We start from the raw sequence: 17,780 nt of genomic DNA, 5'->3' as shown, positions 1-17,780 counted from the left end.
GGACTGCTTACCGTCGAGGGAGCCAGCTGTAATCTGCCCGCTCGACGGTAAGTGGTCCCCTTGGCGAACGGGCACAGGGTGACATGCTTCGGGCGCCGACAGTTCAACTGTCGGCGCCCGAAGTGTGTCGTCCGAGTGTTCAGTGCTGGCTGTCAGCGCCACACCGTCAGCGACCTACTGTCAGCGCCACACCGTCAGCGTCCCAGCGTCTGCGTCCAGGCTTGGGGGAGACGTCGGCGCACGTTGCGGCGTGGGGCATTGAACCCTGCGCGATCGTGCTTCGCCGTCTCCATCTGGGCCAATGCCGCCGCCTGCTTGGCAGCGTAGGCACGGGCCACCTGACGGATCGCAACGACGGCCGCCACCGCTGCGGCATTGGCCATGTCGTCGCTGACGGGCTCGCCGTCGTGGGCTCGCACCTGCGTCCGATCCTCGACGGCCGAGGTGGCTGTGGCCTCTTGTGCATCCTGGCTCATAGTGGGATGTTACCGTGCTTGCGCGCTGGAGCGTCAACATGCTTGTTCTTCAGCGCCCGCAGCCCACGAACGATCCGGTTCCGGGTCTCGCTCGGCTTGATGACCGCGTCGATATAGCCTTCCTCAGCCGCCAGATACGGGTTGAGCAGTGCATCCTCGTAGTCTTGGATCAGCTCGTCACGCAGCGCATCGACGTCTTCGCCCGCTTCACCGGCAGCCTTGAGCTTGCGCCGGTAGACGATGTTCGCCGCGCCCTGAGCGCCCATGACCGCGATCTGCGCGCTGGGCCAGGCGAGGTTGAGGTCTGCACCAAGCTGCTTCGAACCCATGACGCAGTACGCTCCGCCGTAGGCTTTGCGGGTGATGAGAGTGATCAGGGGAACCGTCGCCTCGCCGTAGGCGTAAATGAGCTTGGCCCCGCGGCGGATGATGCCGCTGAACTCCTGATCGGTGCCGGGCAGGAATCCGGGCACGTCGACGAAGGTGAGGATCGGAATGTTGAAGGCATCGCAGAGGCGCACGAAACGGGCGGCCTTCTCCGAAGCATCGATGTCCAAAGTTCCCGCCAGCTGCATCGGCTGGTTCGCGATGACTCCGACGCTGACTCCCTCGACGCGTCCGAATCCGGTGACGACGTTCGGGGCGAAGAGTTCGGAGACCTGCAGGAATTCTGCATCATCGAGGACGGCGGTGACGACATCGAGGATGTCATAGGGCTGTGAAGGCGAATCCGGCATGAGCGTATCCAGGGCCTCGTCCTCAGCTGCGACGCTCAGGTCCGATTCGAATTCGTCGGCATCGGCGGGGTCGAGGTTGTTCTGCGGCAGGAATGAGAGCAGGTCGCGCACATAGTTCAGTGCATCGTCCTCGTCGCTGGCCAGGTAGTGGGCATTGCCGGACACGGTGTTGTTCGTGCGGCCGCCGCCGAGCTCCTCATGGCCGACCTCTTCGCCGGTGACGGTCTTGATGACGTCGGGGCCGGTGATGTACATGTGACTGGTCTGATCGACCATGATTGTGACGTCGGTCAGCGCGGGGGAGTACACGGCGCCGCCGGCCGAGGGGCCCATGATGAGCGAGATCTGCGGGATCACGCCGGAGGAGGCCACATTGAGGCGGAAGATCTCTGCGAACAGGGCGATCGAGCCTACACCCTCCTGGATTCTGGCGCCGCCGGAGTCGTTGATGCCGATGATGGGGCAGCCCAGCTTGATGGCAAGCTTCTGGACCTTGACGATCTTCCGACCATTCGCCTCGGCGAGGGAGCCGCCGAGGACGGTGAAGTCGTGAGCGAACACGGCCACGGTCTTGCCCTCGATCGTGCCCAGACCGCACACGACACCGTCACCATCGGGACGGTTGTTCTCCATCCCGAACTGGTGGTTGTGGTGGCGCGCGAATTCGTCGATCTCCTGAAACGAATCCTCGTCGAGGAGCGCCTCGATGCGTTCGCGAGCGGTCTGCTTGCCGCGTTTGTGCTGGTTGGCCACCGACTTCACATTGCCGGTGTGGGCCGCGTCCCGGCGCTGGACGAAAGCGTCGATGCGCTCAACTGTTGTACGTGGGGTATCCGTCATGCCTCCACAATAACGACGCACGGTGGGATCATTGTGCACTCTCGCCAAAAGAATCTAAAGTGGACTGGTGAACAGCCAACACAATTCCTTCCTCATCGATGTCGAATCACTGCGCCGCAAGGCCGCGGACTGTGGATTCGATCTACCCACTGTCATCTGGGACGACGTGTGTTCTTCGACGAACGACGAGCTGGCTGCACTGGTGCGCGGACAATCCGCTCTCACCGACGACCCCGCCGATCGGATGCGCCGGATCGCGAGCTCCGAGAGCAGCGACCTCGCCGAGGTGCCCGCCGAGTTCTCCGTCTACGGCACCGATCATCAGAACGCCGGCCACGGTCGGTTGGGTCGGGCCTGGACAGTGCCCCCGCGACGGTCCCTGACGTTTTCGATTCTGCTGGCACCGGGTTCCGTCTTCGACTCGTGGGGGTGGATTCCTCTGATCGCCGGTGAGGCCGTGCGAGCCGCCATCGCCGAGGTGGGTGTGCCTGCCGTACTCAAGTGGCCCAATGATGTGCTGACGCAGGACGGGAAGAAGCTGTGCGGGATCCTCGCTCGGGTCGAACCGCTGCCGACAGGGCCGCGAATCGTTCTGGGCATGGGGATCAATACCCGCCTGCAGCGTGCTGATCTGCCTCGTGAGAGCGCCAGCTCCCTTGCGATCGAAAAGGACACGGACGGCTCAGAAGTTGCTCATGAAGACTTGTTAATCTCGATTCTGAGCACACTGATTCCTGCCTACAGGGAGCTTGTCGAGTATGACGATGACGATTTCAGCCGGAGCACGGTCGGCGAAGAGGTGCGTGCGAATATGGTGACGCTCGGGACACAGGTCAGGGTCGAACGCCCCGACGGAAGCAACCTCTATGGCCGTGCCACAGGGCTCGACGCCGGTGGCGACCTCATCATCGACGATGACATCTGCGTCAGCGCAGGCGATGTCCACCACCTGCGACCGGCCGGTGACAGTACCGGGCCGGAAACCTCAGGGCCGGAAGCCACAGGGACAGAAGCTGGGGGCCGCAGATGACGGGCGTCTCGGACTTCACCGCCGAATTCAACATCGTGCCCGACGAGGCTGCGGGTGGCACCGACGACACCTCGTCGCACGACACCGCTTCGAACGGGACAGAGGAGCAGGACTCCACCCGGGAGCAGGACTCCGCCCAGCAGGACAGCAGCGACGCTCAAAGGTCGTCTGAAGCTGGGGAATCCAACCAGGAACCCAACTCGACCCAGGAACCCAACTCGACCCAGGAACCCAACTCGATTCCGGTGATCACGGACGATCAGATCGACTCGTCGCCGAATGCCGCTGAGCCTCCAGCCGCCTCGGCACCACCCTCTGTCCATGGGATCGAGCACGGCGACGAGGACCTGCCGGCCACCCTGCCCGCCACCTCGGCGATGTCGACGGTCCCGTGGGCAGAAGACGAGGAAGCGACTGACGAAGACTCCTCCGGCGCTGAGGCGGGCGGCGATTTCTTCGGAGGACTGCACGAGGATCCGCGCACTGCGGCCCTGCAGATCCTCGACGAGGCAGACGAAGACGAAACCATCTACGAAACCCGCACCGCGGCCGAACGGCTCGAAGAGATCCTGCTCGATGGCAAACGCGTGCTCGACCGGCGCGAAGCGGCGAAACTCGGGGGCATCTCCACGGTCTCTGCGCGCAAGATGTGGCGAGCGTTGGGCATGTCCCAGACGGACGGCACGGAGAAGGCCTACACCGTCAGCGACGCTCATGCGCTGCGCATGTGGGCCAAGCCCGTGGCCGACGGCCTCATCGACCAGGGCACCGCGCTGTCGCTGGCCCGCGCAATCGGCCAGACCACGGACCGTCTAGTCGTGTGGCAGATGGAGACTCTCGTCGACTTCCTCACCGAGGAGAAGGGACTGACCGATCCCGAAGCCAGGCGCGACGCGCTGCAGGTCGTCGAGGACATGGTCGATCCCCTGCAGAAGATGCTGACGTATTCCTGGCGACGCAACCTCGCCGAGGTGATGGGGCGACTCAACGTCAACGTCTCCGATGGCCTGGCCATCGACAACAGACAGGGCTGGTACGACTCCTCGATGCCGCTGGCCCGTGCGGTGGGCTTCATCGACCTCGTCTCCTACACGCGTCTTTCACAGAAGATGGAACCCAGACAGCTGGCGAATCTGGTGCAGGAGTTCCAGGGTATGGCCTACAACATCGTGGCCACCGGCGGCGGTCGAGTCATCAAGACCGTCGGCGATGAGGTGTTCTTCGCCGCCGAGACGCCGTTGGCCGGAGCAGAGATCGCAATGACCCTGATGGAGCGTGTGACTGCGGCCGAGGATCTGCCGCAGGCCCGCGTCGGCTTCGTCTGGGGCAGGGTCCTGTCTCGCCTGGGCGACATCTTCGGGTCGAGCGTCAATCTGGCTGCCCGGCTGACCGCCGTGGCCGATCCGGGCACGATCTTCACCGATGAGGACACCGCTCGGGTGCTCTCTGCTTCGGATGCCTATGTGTTCGAGCGGCGCGAATCTCTGTCGCTCCAAGGGCTGGGGGAGACCGGCATCGGCGAGATGAAGCGTGGAACGGCTGCCCGAATGCAGCTGGACCTCGACGACGACGAAAACTGAGCCGGACGCCACGGCATACACCGCACCGTTGGCAGCGCTTCGCACTGTCAGCTGGAAGTCATACAGCTGCAGTGGTTGTCGATGCGAGTACGGGTACCACTAGTGAAGTGGTCTGTAATCGCAATCACTGCTGACGGCAGGGCAGCTTTTCCTCGATAATTCCTCAGAACAGCGCAGTGTCGTCGTCATCGTCGTCGTCATGGGAGACGATGACGGCGTCGTCGGAGTCGATCTTCGAACGGGCGATCTCTTCTTTCGCCTCATCGAGATCACGCCCGTCGTCAAGGTCGAGATCGAGCTCGTCGAAACTCGTCGCCAATCCCTGCGTGCGGGTCGCAGCCGGGGTCGTCGATCCTCCGCCGGACTCGCCACCCGCAGCACCGGCAGCGGAACTTCCGCCCGCGTCACCGGCGTCACCCGCAGAACCGCCGCCTGCAGCGCCGCCGCCGACGGGATCTTCGGCGTCGCCGAGGCGAGGGACCGTTCCGATGACGTCGATCTTGGACTCGAGGGGCGAGCCCGTGGCATCGCGCTTGGACATCTCGGCTGGAAGGGTCCTGGCCCCTCCTGCCTGGGCAGCCGCCTGCGGGGTGTCGCCGACCCAGGCCAGGGATAGCTCTGTTTCTCCCTTGAGGAACTTGTGGGCACGCACACCCGAGGTCGCACGGCCCTTAGTCGGATATTCGGAGAAGTCGCTGACCTTGATCGATGACGATGGTGCACCGTAGAAGTTCTCGCCACTTGCGACTGTGACCACGGCGAACGTGCCGATGCTGGAGTCGGCGTCTCCGTCCTCGTCGGTCTTGGGCTCCTTGGGAGTCATGCCGAAGAACAGCGCGCGCGCATCGGCGGCGACCTTCATCCCGGCCACACCTGAGGCGTTCCAGCCCTGTGCCCGCAATCCGGAGGCATCGAAGGCCAGCAGCTGCGCATTCGAGGTCACGAATACCGCCAGAGACTCATCGATGTCCTTCGGTTGAGCAACGCCGATGACGGAGTCCTTGCCCTTGAGCGTGATCGCTTCCCACTCGCTCTTGTTCGGCCTGGCAGCCACGGACACGCGTTTGACGACACCGCCTGCGGTGCCGACAACGAACTCACGGTCGAGGTCGATGAGACCGAGGACCGTCTCATTCTTCTCCAACGTCACGTAGTCGGCGATCTTGACGCCGCCGGCGACGTTCGGACGTGTTGCGGCCGGCGGCAGAGCCGGCAGATCGACGACATCGACCATATGCAGACGACCTGTCGAGGTCACCGCACCCACCTTGCCCTGAGTCGTCGACACGATCTCCGATCGCAGCGCGTCATGGCTCGAGCGCTTCCCGATCCTCTGCAGTGCCGAGGCATCAGCTGTTCGGGCGATGCGACCGGAGGTCGAGAGGAGGACCCGGCAGGGGGCGTCGGCGATCTTGAGGTCAGACTGGGCCTTCTTGCCCTTTGCTGAGAGCTCCTTCATCGATCCTTCGATGAGGACTGTGCGTCGAGGCGAGCCGATCGCCTCCGCCGTCGCCTCGAGCTCTGTGGCGACGAGTTCACGCAGCTTGGCCTCATCGGCAAGCAGGTCCTCGAGGTAGTCGATCTTCTTTCGCAGTTCGTCACGTTCTGCTTCGAGCTCAATGCGCGAGAACTTGGTCAGCCTGCGCAGCTGCAGATCGAGGATGTAGGTGGCCTGGAGCTCCGAGAGCTCGAAGACGTCCATCAGGCGAGTGCGCGCCGTGGCCGCATCGTCGGAGGAGCGGATGAGTTGGATGACCTCGTCGATGTCGAGGATCGCAATGAGCAGACCCTCGACGAGGTGCAGGCGGTCCTTGGCCTTGCGCAGCTGGAACACGGTGCGGCGGCGGATGACGTCGATGCGGTGGGCGAGGTAGACGGTCAGCAGCTCGCGCAGTCCCAATGTCCGCGGCTGGCCGTCGACGAGGCAGACGTTGTTCATGCTGAACGATTCCTCGAGCGGGGTCTGCCGGTAGAGCTCAGCGAGGACTGCCTCCGGATTGAACCCGTTCTTGATGCCGATGACCAGACGCATTCCGTTCTTGCGGTCCGAGTAGTCATCGATCGAAGCGATGCCGGTCAGCTTCTTCGCCCCGACAGCGTCCTTGACCTTGGACACGACCTTCTCAGGTCCCACAAGGTAGGGCAGCTCGGTGACGACGATGCCCTTGCGGCGGGCATTGATGTTCTCGATCGAGACCGTGGCTCTCGTGCGGAACGTACCGCGACCGGTCTCGTAGGCCTCACGGACCCCATCGAGCCCGATGATCCGTCCGCCGGTAGGCAGATCGGGACCGGGGATGAAGCGCATCAGCTCGGCCAGGCCAGCCTCCGGATTGCGGATCAGGTGGCAGCAGGCTGCGATGACCTCACCCGGATTGTGCGGAGCCATATTGGTGGCCATGCCCACGGCGATTCCGGACGTGCCGTTGATGAGCAGATTCGGGAACGCGCTGGGCAGAACGTCGGGCTGGGTGAGTGTGTTGTCGTAGTTCCCGACGAAGTCGACGACGTCCTCATCGAGGCCTGCGATCATCTGCATGGAGGCCGCGGTCAGCCGGGCCTCCGTGTAACGCGGGGCGGCAGGACCGTCGTCGAGGGAGCCGAAGTTTCCGTGGCCGTCGACGAGCGGTACGCGCATGATGAAGCTTTGGCTCAGGCGCACCAGCGCATCGTAGATCGCAGTGTCACCGTGCGGGTGGAGCTTGCCCATGACATCGCCGACGATGCGAGAGGACTTCACATGCCCACGCTCGGGGCGCAGACCCATGTCGCCCATCTGGTAGACGATGCGACGCTGGACGGGCTTCAGCCCATCCCTGGCATCGGGCAGGGCGCGAGAGTGGATGACCGAGACCGCATATTCGAGGAACGAACTCTCCATCTCTGACGAGACGTCGACATCGATGACTCTGCCTTCGGTCATGGAACTCCTTTGACGCACGAATTTTCCGCTCCGGGTGCCCTCTTACACGCCGAGGTTCGGCATCGACAACGGAGAGCACCCGTCGATTCTAGCGTTCGATTTGAGTTCTACGGCTCAAGCCCGCATTTCCGGGGCGTCCGTGTCGTTGTCCGCCAGCGTCCGCGGCGTGATGATCAGGGCGCGTGTGTCGTGTCGAAGTGTGCGAGCGTCTGTGCGCCGAAGCGGCGTCATAACTGTGCCACCGAAGAGTTCAGGTTCGGAGAGTTCAGGCCCGTTCGGAGAGTTCGGGCCTGTTCGGGAAGGTCAGGCCTGCGTCCTGTTGCTGCCCACCCACGTGAGGAACTGCCCCATGAATGATTCGACGTGAGAGCGATCGGCGGTTCCTGCGATCAGTTCGGTGATCATCATTCCCATCACGGAGCTGTTCATCGTGCGAGCCATCTCAGCATCGACATTGGTCAGTCGCATGACGAACTCGTCGATCTTCGCGGTGTTCTTCTGCTTCGCGGCCAAGGCTTCGTCGGGAAGCGCCGGGTCGAGGCTGAGCATGATCATCGTGTAGAAGCGGTTGCGGTCCGTGGTCAGCCAGTTCATGCAGAAATCGACGGAGATCTCCAGCGCGGGTTTTCCGCTGTCCCGGAACATGTCCGGCAGACGGTCGAGCTGCTGCGAGTTGAGGTCTCCGATGCGCTCCATGATTCCAGTGATCAGGGCATCACGGGTGCGGTAGACATTCGATGTCGAGCCGACGGGCAGCTCGGCCAGGGCATCGACTGCCCTGTGGGTGAGTCCACGAACACCCTGTTCGGCGACTACAGCAATCGCGGAGTCGGTGACGACGTCTCTTCGTGAAATCATTTCTTTCAGGCCTCACTCTCGTGAGGCACCCGCAGTACAGGTGCCTTTTGGATGGTGGATGGCCAGTGGCTGGCCACAGACTATGGCCAATGTTTGGCCACACACTAAAACACGAATTCATAACGTTTCGTGCCGAACGGATACAGACACTACCTGCAATACCTAGAAATTGGTATAAGACTCGCCAAACTGACAGTCGGTTCTCACTAAATGGGCCGAATCTGAATTCCCCGGGCGTGTCAGCTCAGCAGTCTCCGCGTCGAATCGATCCGTGTGGAATCGGTGAGCAGATCAATCCTCACACTCAGAAGATGCCCGCCGGTCACGGTGGCGACCATGGGGTGGATTTCGAGTTCGAGGATCTGCGGGTGTCTCTCGACGAGCACCGACAGGCGTTCGAGCACATCCTTGAGGGGATCGATATTCACCGGCGGCAGACCCCGATAGCCGAACAGCCTGGGCGAGGACTTGACCGAGCGGATCATGTCCTCAGCATCTTTGTCCGTCAACGGGGCCACGCGATGCTCGACATCGCCGAGCAGCTCCGTCGTATCCCCGGCCAGGGAGAACGACAGCAGCGGCCCCAGCAGCCGGTCCTCGCCGGCACGGATGACGCAGGGCACTCCCGGAGGAGCCATGGCCTGAACGTCGACCAGAGGGTCCTCGTCGACGAGGAGGGAGCTGATGGTCTCCTGGATTGCTTGGAAGTCCTCGCGCAGCTCCTCCGGTGAGTCGATGTTCAGTCGCACACCGCCCAGCTCCATCCGATGGCGCAGGGTGCTTGATACGGCCTTGAGCGCGACCGGATAGCCGATGTCGTCGGCAGCGGACAGGGCTTCGTCCACCGAGGAGGCGGTGATGTGGGGCAGCACCTCGATCCCGTAGCAGGACAGCAGGGCCCTCGCCTGATCCCGCTCGAGCCGAACGGGCCGGCCCGTCTGGGCCTCGGAGAGCGCGGATTCGATGATAGTGCGCACGCCCTTGTCGTCGAGGTCTTCGACCTCAAGGAAACGGCCGTGGTCAGCGCTTCGCCAGCGGGCGTAGTCGGTGGCTCTGGCCAGGGACCATACGGCGTCTTCGGGGCCGACGTAGCTGGGTACGGTGTGCGACTTCCGGTGGCCTTCGCTGTCGCTGAGGTGAGTGGTCAGCTCGTCCTGGACACCTTGGATGCCGAGGAAGCAGGCCACGGTCGTCTTCTTCGAACTGGCCGCCGCCTCGGCGAGGTGGGCCGCGATCTCGGATTCCTCTGCTCCGGCCGAGGGGGTGAAGGTGACGATCACGGAGTCGATGTCATCGCGGGCATACATCGCCTCGAGTTCGTCCCGGAACGTCTCTGCCTCGACCTCCGGGTGCAGAGACACAGGGTCGGCTTCGACGTGCAGACCCTCAGAGCGAGCCCGCTGGATGACGAGGGTGGCCATCGCCGCCGAGTTGCCGACGACCCCCAGGCGCCTGCCCGCGGGCAGGGACTGGGTCGAGAACACCTGGGCTAAGTCGAAGAGCTGGTGGATCGTATCGGCCCTGATCACGCCGGCCTGACCGAGCACCTGGTCGAGGGTGTTCGGTGCCAGGGACGAGGTGCGCACGATGTGCCCGGGCGGCAGCTCGCGGCCGGTGACGTCGGATTTGATGACGATGACCGGCTTGACGCGTGAGACCCGGCGGGCAATCCGGGCGAACTTGCGCGGGTTGCCGATCGATTCGAGATAGAGGCCGACGGTCTTCGTCGCCGGATCCTCCTCCCAGTATTGGAGGACGTCGTTGCCGGAGAGGTCAGCGCGGTTGCCTGCGGAGACGAATGTGGAGATGCCGAGTCCGCGCTTCTTCGCCGCCGCCAGCAGTGCGGTGCCCAGCGCGCCCGACTGGCTGAACAGGCCGAGCGTGCCCGATGCCGGCAGGAACGGGGCCAGCGATGTGTTCAGCGAGATGTTCTCGGACTCATTGACGAGGCCGAAGGAGTTCGGGCCGACCACGCGCATCCCGTAGGCGCGGGCGGTGGAGACCATCTGGCGCTGCAGCTCGGCCCCGGCCTCACCGGTCTCGGCGAATCCTGAGGAGATGACGAGGACCGCTTTGACCCCGTGGGCCGCGCACTCCTGGACCACCTCGGTGGCGGACTCCGCAGGCACCGCGATCACGGCGAGGTCTGCCTTGCCGGGCAGATCATCCAGGCTCGGATACGCCTGGACTCCGGCGATCTGGTCCACTTCCGGGTGGACGACCCAGAGGTCGCCGGTGAACTTCGCCGAGGTGATGTTGCGGATCAGGAGATGGCCGGTGGAGTTGCGTTTGCGGCTGGCGCCGATGACCACCACCGAGGTGGGGTGAAGGACCGTGCGCACGCTCAGTGCCTCGGCACGGTGCTCCCGAGAGGCCTGGACCTCGATCGACCGTGCCGTCGGGTCGATGTCGAAGTTCACGGCCACGACGCCGTCGTCGAAACCGCGGGAGACCTCGTAGCCGGCGGCCTGGAAGACCTGCAGCATCGATCGGTTCTGAGGCAGCACCTCGGCGGTGAATCTGCGGATCCCCAGATCCCGGGCTGCGGCGGCGAGATGTTCAAGGAGGATCGAACCGATGCCGCGTCCCTGGTGGGCATCGGCGATATTGAAGGCCACCTCGGCGGAGGTGGTTGAGATCTTGTCGAAGCGGCCGACGCCGATGATATCGGATCCGACCAGCATGATCATGGCCACCCGGTCGCGATGGTCAACGGTGACGAACCGGTCCAGATCGCGCTTGGGCAACCGGGGCAGCGGGGCGAAGAAACGCAGGTAGATGGACTCCGGCGACTGGGCCTCATGCATCTTCGAGAGTGCATCGGCATCGCCGGGGACGATGGGACGCAGATGGGCGGTGCCACCATCGCGCAGGACGACATCGGCTTCCCACTCGGAAGGATAGTTTTCCATGCTCCCAGCATAAGCGGATGGCGAGGGACCCAGGCCGTACATGACCTGCAAGGTCGCAGAACGGGAGCCGAAGTGATGGGGCGAAGTGGGAAGAGGCGGGCGAGTACGGCACAATGGGAGTCATGGCTTTACCCGAAGTTCTCGTTCACGATCTGCAGTCGGCCGGATATTACCCACAGCTCACACAGGGGATTCTGGCTGATTCTCTGTTCGACGAACCGGTGCTCGCTCATTTCGTTCACATCGACACGCATGTCGACATCGAATCCATCCACCGTCACGTCACCGCCTTCGTGCTCACCGAGACACGACTGCTGCTTGCGCACGTCGACGATGACCCGAACGCTGCACCTGGTTCCAAACCGCGGGCGGTGACGAGCAGTGAGGACATCGAACTCGAGCGCCTCGGCACCGTCATGGTCGGCCGGACGTTTGCCGACCCTGCTGCATTCATTCCCGGCGACAAGCCTGTCGAGGTGTCTCTGACCATGTCATGGGGTGCCTCCCGACGCATCGAGGCCTTCCCGGAGACCTGTGGTGACCCGGACTGCGCGGCCGATCACGGCTACGGCGGATCCATCTTCTCTGAAGACGTCATGCTGCGCGTGTCCGCCGAGGCCGAAGGCCAGGCGGCAGTTGATCGCATCGGAGAATTCGCCGGAAAGCTGCGTGCCGCGGTGTTCCAAGCCAGGCTGCGGTCTCGCCGCTGATGGCAGATGCGAGCACTTCACCCCTGACGGGGCCACCCGACTACTCCGGACCCATCCTCTCCGACGTGGTTCCCGCCGCGGCCCTCAGCCTCGGCGCGGGGGACATCTTCGATGACTCGGCACGCGCTCGGGCTCAGTCGCTGGGCCTCGACCGGGACTCGAGGACGACGATCGTCGTCCTCATCGACGGTATGGGGGAGAGTCAGCTCAAGCAGTACAGCGGCTACACTCCATTCTTCCGGTCCCTGTCCGCGTCACGACGGACCCTGTCCACAGGGTTCCCCTCGACGACCGCGAACTCCTTGTCCTCCTTGGCCACAGGGCGTCTGCCAGGTGGCCACGGCGTCGTCGGATACCGCGTCCTCGACCCAGCCAAAGACGCTGTGTTCAACCAGCTGACCTGGGACCTCGACGTCGACCCGGTTGCCTGGGTGCCCGATGCGACCCTGTTCGAGCGACTCACCGCGGCCGAGGTCGACGTGGTCAGCCTCGGCGAAGCGAAGTTCGCCGGGCGCGGCCTGAACCGGGCTTCCCTGCGTGGGGGCCGCTTCCGGGCGTCGAAGACGCTCGAACAGCGCTGCGCTCAGGCCATCGAAGAGGCGAAGGCTCCCGGCCGTCGGCTGGTCTACCTCTACTGGGGCAACCTCGACAAGACGGGACACGTCCACGGATCGAACTCCTTGCAGTGGACCGAGGAGCTCGAACACGTCGACCTGGCACTGTCGCAGCTGGCCAACGGTCTGCCGGCCGATTCGACGATGATCGTCACCGCCGATCACGGCATGGTCGACATCGACCACAACCTACGTCTCGATCTTGCCGATGCCCCCGAACTGCGGCAGGGCCTCAGGCATGTCGGCGGCGAACCGCGCGCCGTGCACCTCTATGCCAACCAGGGCGCCGAGGCCGACGTCTACTCGGCGTGGACCGAGACAGTGGGGGACAGGGCGCTCATCCTCAGCCGCGATGAGGCCATCCGGCGCGGCTACTTCGGTCCTGTCGACCCCCGCTTCCGCCAGCGCATCGGGGACTTCATGGTCATCTGCCAGGACGAATTCGCCATCGTCGACTCGGACAACGAATCCGCTTCCGCTATCGCGCTCATCGGCCACCACGGGTCGACGACGGAACGCGAACTCCACATTCCCCTGCTCGTGGTGTGAGTCGGGTCCGTGAACAGAGCATTCAGGAACCCACAGTGACAGAACCCGAACCGTCGGCGACCGCACTCGGCTGGACCGAGGACGGAGCTCAGCGATCGGCGACCTGGCATTCCGAGAACCAGTCGGCTGCCCCGGCACAGGTGACGGTCATCAGTGACGACATCGCTGCCGATGCCGCTTACCGTCTGGCCAGATCGGGGACCGGGCTGCTGTGGCGCGGGGATTATCACAACGGCCGTCAGCTGCTGCAGGCGATGGACCGCCGCTTCAAACGCCACAGTGCTCGCCGCGGCGGCGGCAAACATGGAGCCGGAAAGCGCGCTGGCCGCAAGCTGGGCAACCCGAGCGGCGGCGATGCGGGAGGACCGAGCGATGCAGGAGGCCTCAGCGGTGCAGCTGCCTTCGAGGCACAGCGTCGCTACATTGCTCAACGAGCCCGTCTGCTTGGTGCACTGATCGTCGAACTCGACGGCGACTACCTGCTGAACCTGCGCCGTGCTCCCGATGTGAGCTTGGCCTGCAAGGCCGCCTACGGCCCGTCGACGGGACCGATGTGCGTCTCGCTGACCGAGCTGAACGGGGTGCTCAGCGCCTACCAGTGGCAGCTCAAGGGCGTGGCCATCCCCGCCCTCGGCGAGGACATCCACCCGCGATACGGCGTATTCTCCCCGATCCGCGGCGAATACGTCGACCTCGTCGCCCAGACGCCGTTTCCCGAGTCCGGCACCGGCAGTTCCTCGACACCGAAGTCACCCACGTCGAAGTCTTCCGCACCGAAGTCATCCGCACCGAAGATGGCCTTCGACCTCGGCACGGGCACCGGCGTCCTCGCCGCTGTGCTGTTGCGCCGCGGCGTCGAACGGGTCGTGGCCACGGACATCAATCCGCGTGCGGTGACGTGTGCCCAAGAGAATCTGGGCCGCCTCGGTCTCGCCTCGTCCGCCGAGGTGGTCGAGACCGATCTCTTCCCGCAGGGACGCGCCGACCTGATCGTGTGCAACCCGCCGTGGCTGCCTGCCCGTCCGACGTCTGCCCTCGAGGCAGGCATCTACGACCCGGGATCCGATGTGCTCCACCGCTTCATCGACGGGCTGGCTGCGCACCTGAACCCGGCGGGCGAGGGATGGTTGATTCTGTCCGATCTTGCCGAGCATCTTGGCCTGCGGACCCGGGGGGAGCTGCTCGAACGCATCACCGCTGCGGGCCTGCGAGTCCACGATCGACACGACACGACTCCGCGCCACCCCCGTGCCTCGGATACTGAGGACGAACTCCACAGGGCCCGCGGCGCCGAGGTCACCTCGCTGTGGCGCATCAGACTCACCGACTGAGGGCGGGACTCGCATGCTGAACCGGTGCGTCTCATGTCAGAAACGGACGATAGGATGGCGAACGTGACTTTTCCTCGTGTTGGTGTCATTGGCGGCGGCCAATTGGCACGTATGCTTGCCCCTGCCGCAGAAGCCCTCGGCATCCGCTTCTCGGTCCTCGCCGAGACCGCTGATGCCCCGGCCACTCAGGTCATCAATGAGGTGAGCGTCGGAGACTATACGGACTTCGCTACCCTCAAGGCCTTCGCCGAGACGGTCGACGTGGTGACCTTCGACCATGAGCATGTTCCCCCCGAACATCTGCAGGCTCTCGCCGAGGCGGGCCACGCCGTACGTCCGGGACCGCAGGCCCTGATCTTCGCTCAGGACAAGATCCTCATGCGCAGGAGAATGGACGAACTCGGCCTGCCGAACCCGGCCTGGGCAGAGATCACCTCGCGCACCGATGTCGAATCAATCGCGCAGCGAGTCGGTTTCCCCTTCATCCTCAAGACGCCTCGCGGCGGCTATGACGGCAAGGGCGTGCGTGTCATCGACACCATCGATGAGGCCGTGACCTGGCTCGACGAGGTCGGGCAGCTGCTCGCCGAGGAGAAGGTGGACTTCACCCGCGAACTCGCCGTCATGGTCGGACGCTCCCCGATGGGCCAGACTGCGGTGTGGCCCGTCGTTGAGACCTGGCAGCAGAACGGCGTGTGCAAGGAAGCAATTGCTCCGGCACCGGGACTGGCGGCCGGCAAGTCCAGAGAGATCACCGAGGCGATTCTCAAGGTCGCCGGTGCCCTCGACGTCACCGGTGTGATGGCGATGGAGCTGTTTGAGACCGCCGATGGCTTCCTCATCAACGAATTTGCGATGCGTCCCCACAACACCGGTCACTGGACCCAGGACGGGGCAGTGACCAGCCAGTTCGAACAGCATCTTCGCGCGGTTCTCGACCTGCCCCTCGGCAGCCCCGCGGCCCGTGAGGACGTCTCTGTGATGGTCAACATCCTCGGCGCCGACCACGAAGATCTCTACCACCCCTACCTGCACGTGATGGCCCACGACCCTGCGGTCAAGGTCCACCTCTACGGCAAGGGCGTGCGCCCAGGCCGTAAGGTCGGCCATGTCAACGCCTACGGACAGGACGCGGATCTCGTGCTGGCTCGCGCCCGTCATGCTGCGGACTTCATCGCCGGCATCGATGTCAACCCGCATCCGCAGATGCCGGCCCCGGCAGATCTCGACGCGAACACGACGCCATCTGCCGATGACTCCGCTGGCACTACCGCCACCTCCAGCGACGAAAGGGCCTGATATGCCTCCAGCGAATGACGACGACTCCACGGGCAACGAGAACTCCGCAGCCAACCGAAACGTGGGGACCGCCTCGGCGCCGGGAGCTGCGGAATCGGGCACAGCGGAAACGGAGCCCGCTGTCGTCGGAATCGTCATGGGATCGGACTCGGACTGGCCGACGATGAAGGCCGCGGCCGAGGCCCTCGCCGAACTGGGCATCGGCTCGACCGCTGAGGTCGTCTCTGCCCACCGCATGCCCGAGGACATGGTCGAGTGGGCCAAGACCGCCGCAGACCGCGGCCTGCGCGTCATCATCGCCGGCGCCGGGGGAGCGGCTCACCTGCCCGGAATGATCGCCTCGATGACCTCGCTGCCCGTCATCGGCGTTCCCGTCCCGCTGAAATACCTTGACGGCATGGACTCCCTGCTCTCGATCGTGCAGATGCCCGGAGGCGTCCCGGTGGCCACCGTCTCGATCGGCGGAGCCAAGAACGCAGGACTCCTCGCCGCCCGAATCCTCGGCGCCGGTGACACCGATGCAGCGGCGGCAATCCGCGGTCGGCTCGACGAGCATCGAACCCAGCTGCGGCAGGTCGCTCTCGACAAAGGGCAGGCACTGCGGCGATAATAGAAGTACTTAACGATCGATCAGTAATAGGAGAATGATGTTCGACCTCTACCAGCCCAGCGAAGAACACGAAGAGATCCGCGCCGCAGTGCGCAACGTCGTCGAGAAGAAGATCACTCCCTTTGCCGCCGAAGTTGACGCCGATTCCCGCTACCCGCAGGAAGCCCATGACGCTCTGGTCGAGACCGACTTCTTCGCCGCCCATATCCCCGAGGAACACGGCGGAATGGGCGCTGACGCGCTGGCAGTGGCCATCATCATCGAAGAGGTCGCACGTGGATGTGCTTCGTCATCACTGATCCCGGCCGTGAACAAGCTCGGCAGCATGCCTGTCCAGCTCGGCGGCAGCGAGGAGATCAAAGCGAAGTACTTCCCGCAGGTTGCTCGCGGTGAGGCCGGATTCTCCTACGGGCTCTCAGAACGCGAAGCCGGATCCGACACGGCCTCGATGAAGACACGCGCCGTGGCCGATGGCGACGACTGGATCCTCAACGGCGTCAAGACCTGGATCACGAACGCCGGAGCCTCCGACTACTACACCGTCATGGCCGTAACCGACCCGGACGGTGCGCGCGGGCGCAACATCTCCGCCTTCGTCGTCGAGAAGTCCGACGAGGGATTCACCTTCGGTGAGAAGGAACGCAAGCTCGGCATCAAGGGATCGCCGACGCGCGAACTCCTCTTCGACAATGTCCGTCTGCCCGGCGACCGCATCATCGGTGACCCCGGTGAAGGACTGAAGATCGCTCTGCGGACTCTGGATCACACTCGCGTGACAATCGCCGCGCAGGCCGTCGGCATCGCACAGGGCGCTTTGGACTACGCGGTGAACTATGTGAAGGAACGCCAGCAGTTCGGCAAGAGCATCGCCTCGAACCAGGGAGTCCAGTTCATGCTAGCGGACATGGGTATGAAGCTCGAAGCTGCTCGTTCGCTGACCTACACCGCTGCGGCCAAGAGCCAGCGCTTCGACGACGACCTCACCTATTTCGGAGCCGCAGCGAAGGCCTTCGCCTCGGACGCAGCCATGGAGATCACGACCGATGCCGTGCAGCTTCTCGGCGGTGCCGGTTATGTCGTCGATCATCCTGTCGAGCGGATGATGCGTGATGCGAAGATCACACAGATCTACGAAGGCACCAACCAGATCCAGCGCATGGTGATGGGTCGCAAGCTCATCGGCTGAGGCCACACCCGCCTCGGCGGTGAAAGACCAGGCTTCGAAGAAGACGGCCATCGCTTACGGGCGGTGGCCTTCTTCGAGCCTGCGCACCCAAAATAGGGCTCACCAATCGCATGGCTGTGATCAAG

At 64.2% G+C, this 17,780-nt stretch carries 13 protein-coding genes; 8 read left to right on the top strand and 5 right to left on the bottom strand.

The window, feature by feature from the left end; genetic code table 11:
* Positions 1–194: 194 nt before the first annotated feature.
* Together HX613_RS19915 and HX613_RS19910 are read right to left on the bottom strand one after the other, a co-directional pair.
* Positions 195–476: a hypothetical protein gene (locus HX613_RS19915; RefSeq protein WP_235346918.1), complete on the bottom strand. Its 282-nt coding sequence runs from the start codon at positions 474–476 to the stop codon at positions 195–197.
* Positions 473–2,053 carry an acyl-CoA carboxylase subunit beta gene (locus HX613_RS19910; protein WP_235346917.1) on the bottom strand — a complete coding sequence of 527 codons (1,581 nt, stop codon included), beginning with the start codon at positions 2,051–2,053 and terminating at the stop codon, positions 473–475. The genes HX613_RS19915 and HX613_RS19910 overlap by 4 nt, the downstream gene beginning before the upstream one ends.
* Positions 2,054–2,120: 67 nt before the next feature.
* Here HX613_RS19910 and HX613_RS19905 point away from each other — a divergent pair, with 67 nt between their 5' ends.
* Together HX613_RS19905 and HX613_RS19900 are read left to right on the top strand one after the other, a co-directional pair.
* Complete coding sequence (locus HX613_RS19905) at positions 2,121–3,083, top strand: biotin--[acetyl-CoA-carboxylase] ligase (protein WP_235346916.1); 963 nt, start codon at positions 2,121–2,123, stop codon at positions 3,081–3,083.
* Positions 3,080–4,663, top strand: coding sequence for an adenylate/guanylate cyclase domain-containing protein (locus HX613_RS19900; RefSeq protein WP_235346915.1), 1,584 nt, complete (start codon positions 3,080–3,082; stop codon positions 4,661–4,663). Before HX613_RS19905 ends, HX613_RS19900 begins: the two co-directional genes overlap by 4 nt.
* Before the next feature lie 163 nt (positions 4,664–4,826).
* Here HX613_RS19900 and HX613_RS19895 read toward each other — a convergent pair whose 3' ends face one another.
* The 3 genes from HX613_RS19895 to HX613_RS19885 all read right to left on the bottom strand — a co-directional run bounded on the left by HX613_RS19895 (position 4,827) and on the right by HX613_RS19885 (position 11,356).
* Positions 4,827–7,586, bottom strand: a complete 2,760-nt coding sequence (locus HX613_RS19895; RefSeq protein ID WP_235346914.1) for a DNA gyrase/topoisomerase IV subunit A — start codon at positions 7,584–7,586, stop codon at positions 4,827–4,829.
* Positions 7,587–7,889: 303 nt separating this feature from the next.
* On the bottom strand, positions 7,890–8,444 hold the full coding sequence (locus tag HX613_RS19890) for a TetR/AcrR family transcriptional regulator (protein WP_235346913.1): 555 nt from the start codon (positions 8,442–8,444) through the stop codon (positions 7,890–7,892).
* Between the two features lie 239 nt (positions 8,445–8,683).
* Entirely contained in the window at positions 8,684–11,356 is a 2,673-nt protein-coding gene (locus tag HX613_RS19885; protein WP_235346912.1) for a bifunctional acetate--CoA ligase family protein/GNAT family N-acetyltransferase, read from the bottom strand.
* Positions 11,357–11,478: 122 nt separating this feature from the next.
* Between HX613_RS19885 and HX613_RS19880 the strand changes: the two genes are divergently transcribed.
* The 6 genes from HX613_RS19880 to HX613_RS19855 are packed head-to-tail and all read left to right on the top strand — an operon-like array spanning position 11,479 to position 17,655.
* Positions 11,479–12,066, top strand: a complete 588-nt coding sequence (locus HX613_RS19880; RefSeq protein WP_143921215.1) for a DUF5998 family protein — start codon at positions 11,479–11,481, stop codon at positions 12,064–12,066.
* On the top strand, positions 12,066–13,229 hold the full coding sequence (locus HX613_RS19875) for an alkaline phosphatase family protein (protein WP_235346911.1): 1,164 nt from the start codon (positions 12,066–12,068) through the stop codon (positions 13,227–13,229). The genes HX613_RS19880 and HX613_RS19875 overlap by 1 nt, the downstream gene beginning before the upstream one ends.
* 35 nt (positions 13,230–13,264) lie before the next feature.
* On the top strand, positions 13,265–14,560 hold the full coding sequence (locus HX613_RS22865; RefSeq protein WP_235346910.1) for a methyltransferase: 1,296 nt from the start codon (positions 13,265–13,267) through the stop codon (positions 14,558–14,560).
* Positions 14,561–14,614: 54 nt separating this feature from the next.
* Positions 14,615–15,859: a 5-(carboxyamino)imidazole ribonucleotide synthase gene (locus HX613_RS19865; RefSeq protein ID WP_442862621.1), complete on the top strand. Its 1,245-nt coding sequence runs from the start codon at positions 14,615–14,617 to the stop codon at positions 15,857–15,859.
* Between the two features lies 1 nt (position 15,860).
* Positions 15,861–16,469: a 5-(carboxyamino)imidazole ribonucleotide mutase gene (gene purE, locus HX613_RS19860; RefSeq protein ID WP_442862620.1), complete on the top strand. Its 609-nt coding sequence runs from the start codon at positions 15,861–15,863 to the stop codon at positions 16,467–16,469.
* Between the two features lie 37 nt (positions 16,470–16,506).
* Positions 16,507–17,655, top strand: a complete 1,149-nt coding sequence (locus HX613_RS19855; RefSeq protein WP_328285008.1) for an acyl-CoA dehydrogenase family protein — start codon at positions 16,507–16,509, stop codon at positions 17,653–17,655.
* Positions 17,656–17,780: the final 125 nt, after the last annotated feature.

The organism is Brevibacterium sp. UCMA 11754 (assembly GCF_021532275.1).
Classification (GTDB): domain Bacteria; phylum Actinomycetota; class Actinomycetes; order Actinomycetales; family Brevibacteriaceae; genus Brevibacterium.
The sequence above is the reverse complement of the archived record's forward strand: the minus strand, read 5'-3'. Positions and strand labels throughout refer to the sequence as shown.

Coding starts and splice junctions, on each gene's coding strand:
- HX613_RS19915 (WP_235346918.1), bottom strand. CDS start 476: ATGAGCCAGGATGCACAAGAGGCCACAGCCACCTCGGCCGTCGAGGAT.
- HX613_RS19910 (WP_235346917.1), bottom strand. CDS start 2,053: ATGACGGATACCCCACGTACAACAGTTGAGCGCATCGACGCTTTCGTC.
- HX613_RS19900 (WP_235346915.1), top strand. CDS start 3,080: ATGACGGGCGTCTCGGACTTCACCGCCGAATTCAACATCGTGCCCGAC.
- HX613_RS19895 (WP_235346914.1), bottom strand. CDS start 7,586: ATGACCGAAGGCAGAGTCATCGATGTCGACGTCTCGTCAGAGATGGAG.
- HX613_RS19890 (WP_235346913.1), bottom strand. CDS start 8,444: ATGATTTCACGAAGAGACGTCGTCACCGACTCCGCGATTGCTGTAGTC.
- HX613_RS19885 (WP_235346912.1), bottom strand. CDS start 11,356: ATGGAAAACTATCCTTCCGAGTGGGAAGCCGATGTCGTCCTGCGCGAT.
- HX613_RS19880 (WP_143921215.1), top strand. CDS start 11,479: ATGGCTTTACCCGAAGTTCTCGTTCACGATCTGCAGTCGGCCGGATAT.
- HX613_RS19875 (WP_235346911.1), top strand. CDS start 12,066: ATGGCAGATGCGAGCACTTCACCCCTGACGGGGCCACCCGACTACTCC.
- HX613_RS19865 (WP_442862621.1), top strand. CDS start 14,615: ATGGCGAACGTGACTTTTCCTCGTGTTGGTGTCATTGGCGGCGGCCAA.
- purE (WP_442862620.1), top strand. CDS start 15,861: ATGCCTCCAGCGAATGACGACGACTCCACGGGCAACGAGAACTCCGCA.
- HX613_RS19855 (WP_328285008.1), top strand. CDS start 16,507: ATGTTCGACCTCTACCAGCCCAGCGAAGAACACGAAGAGATCCGCGCC.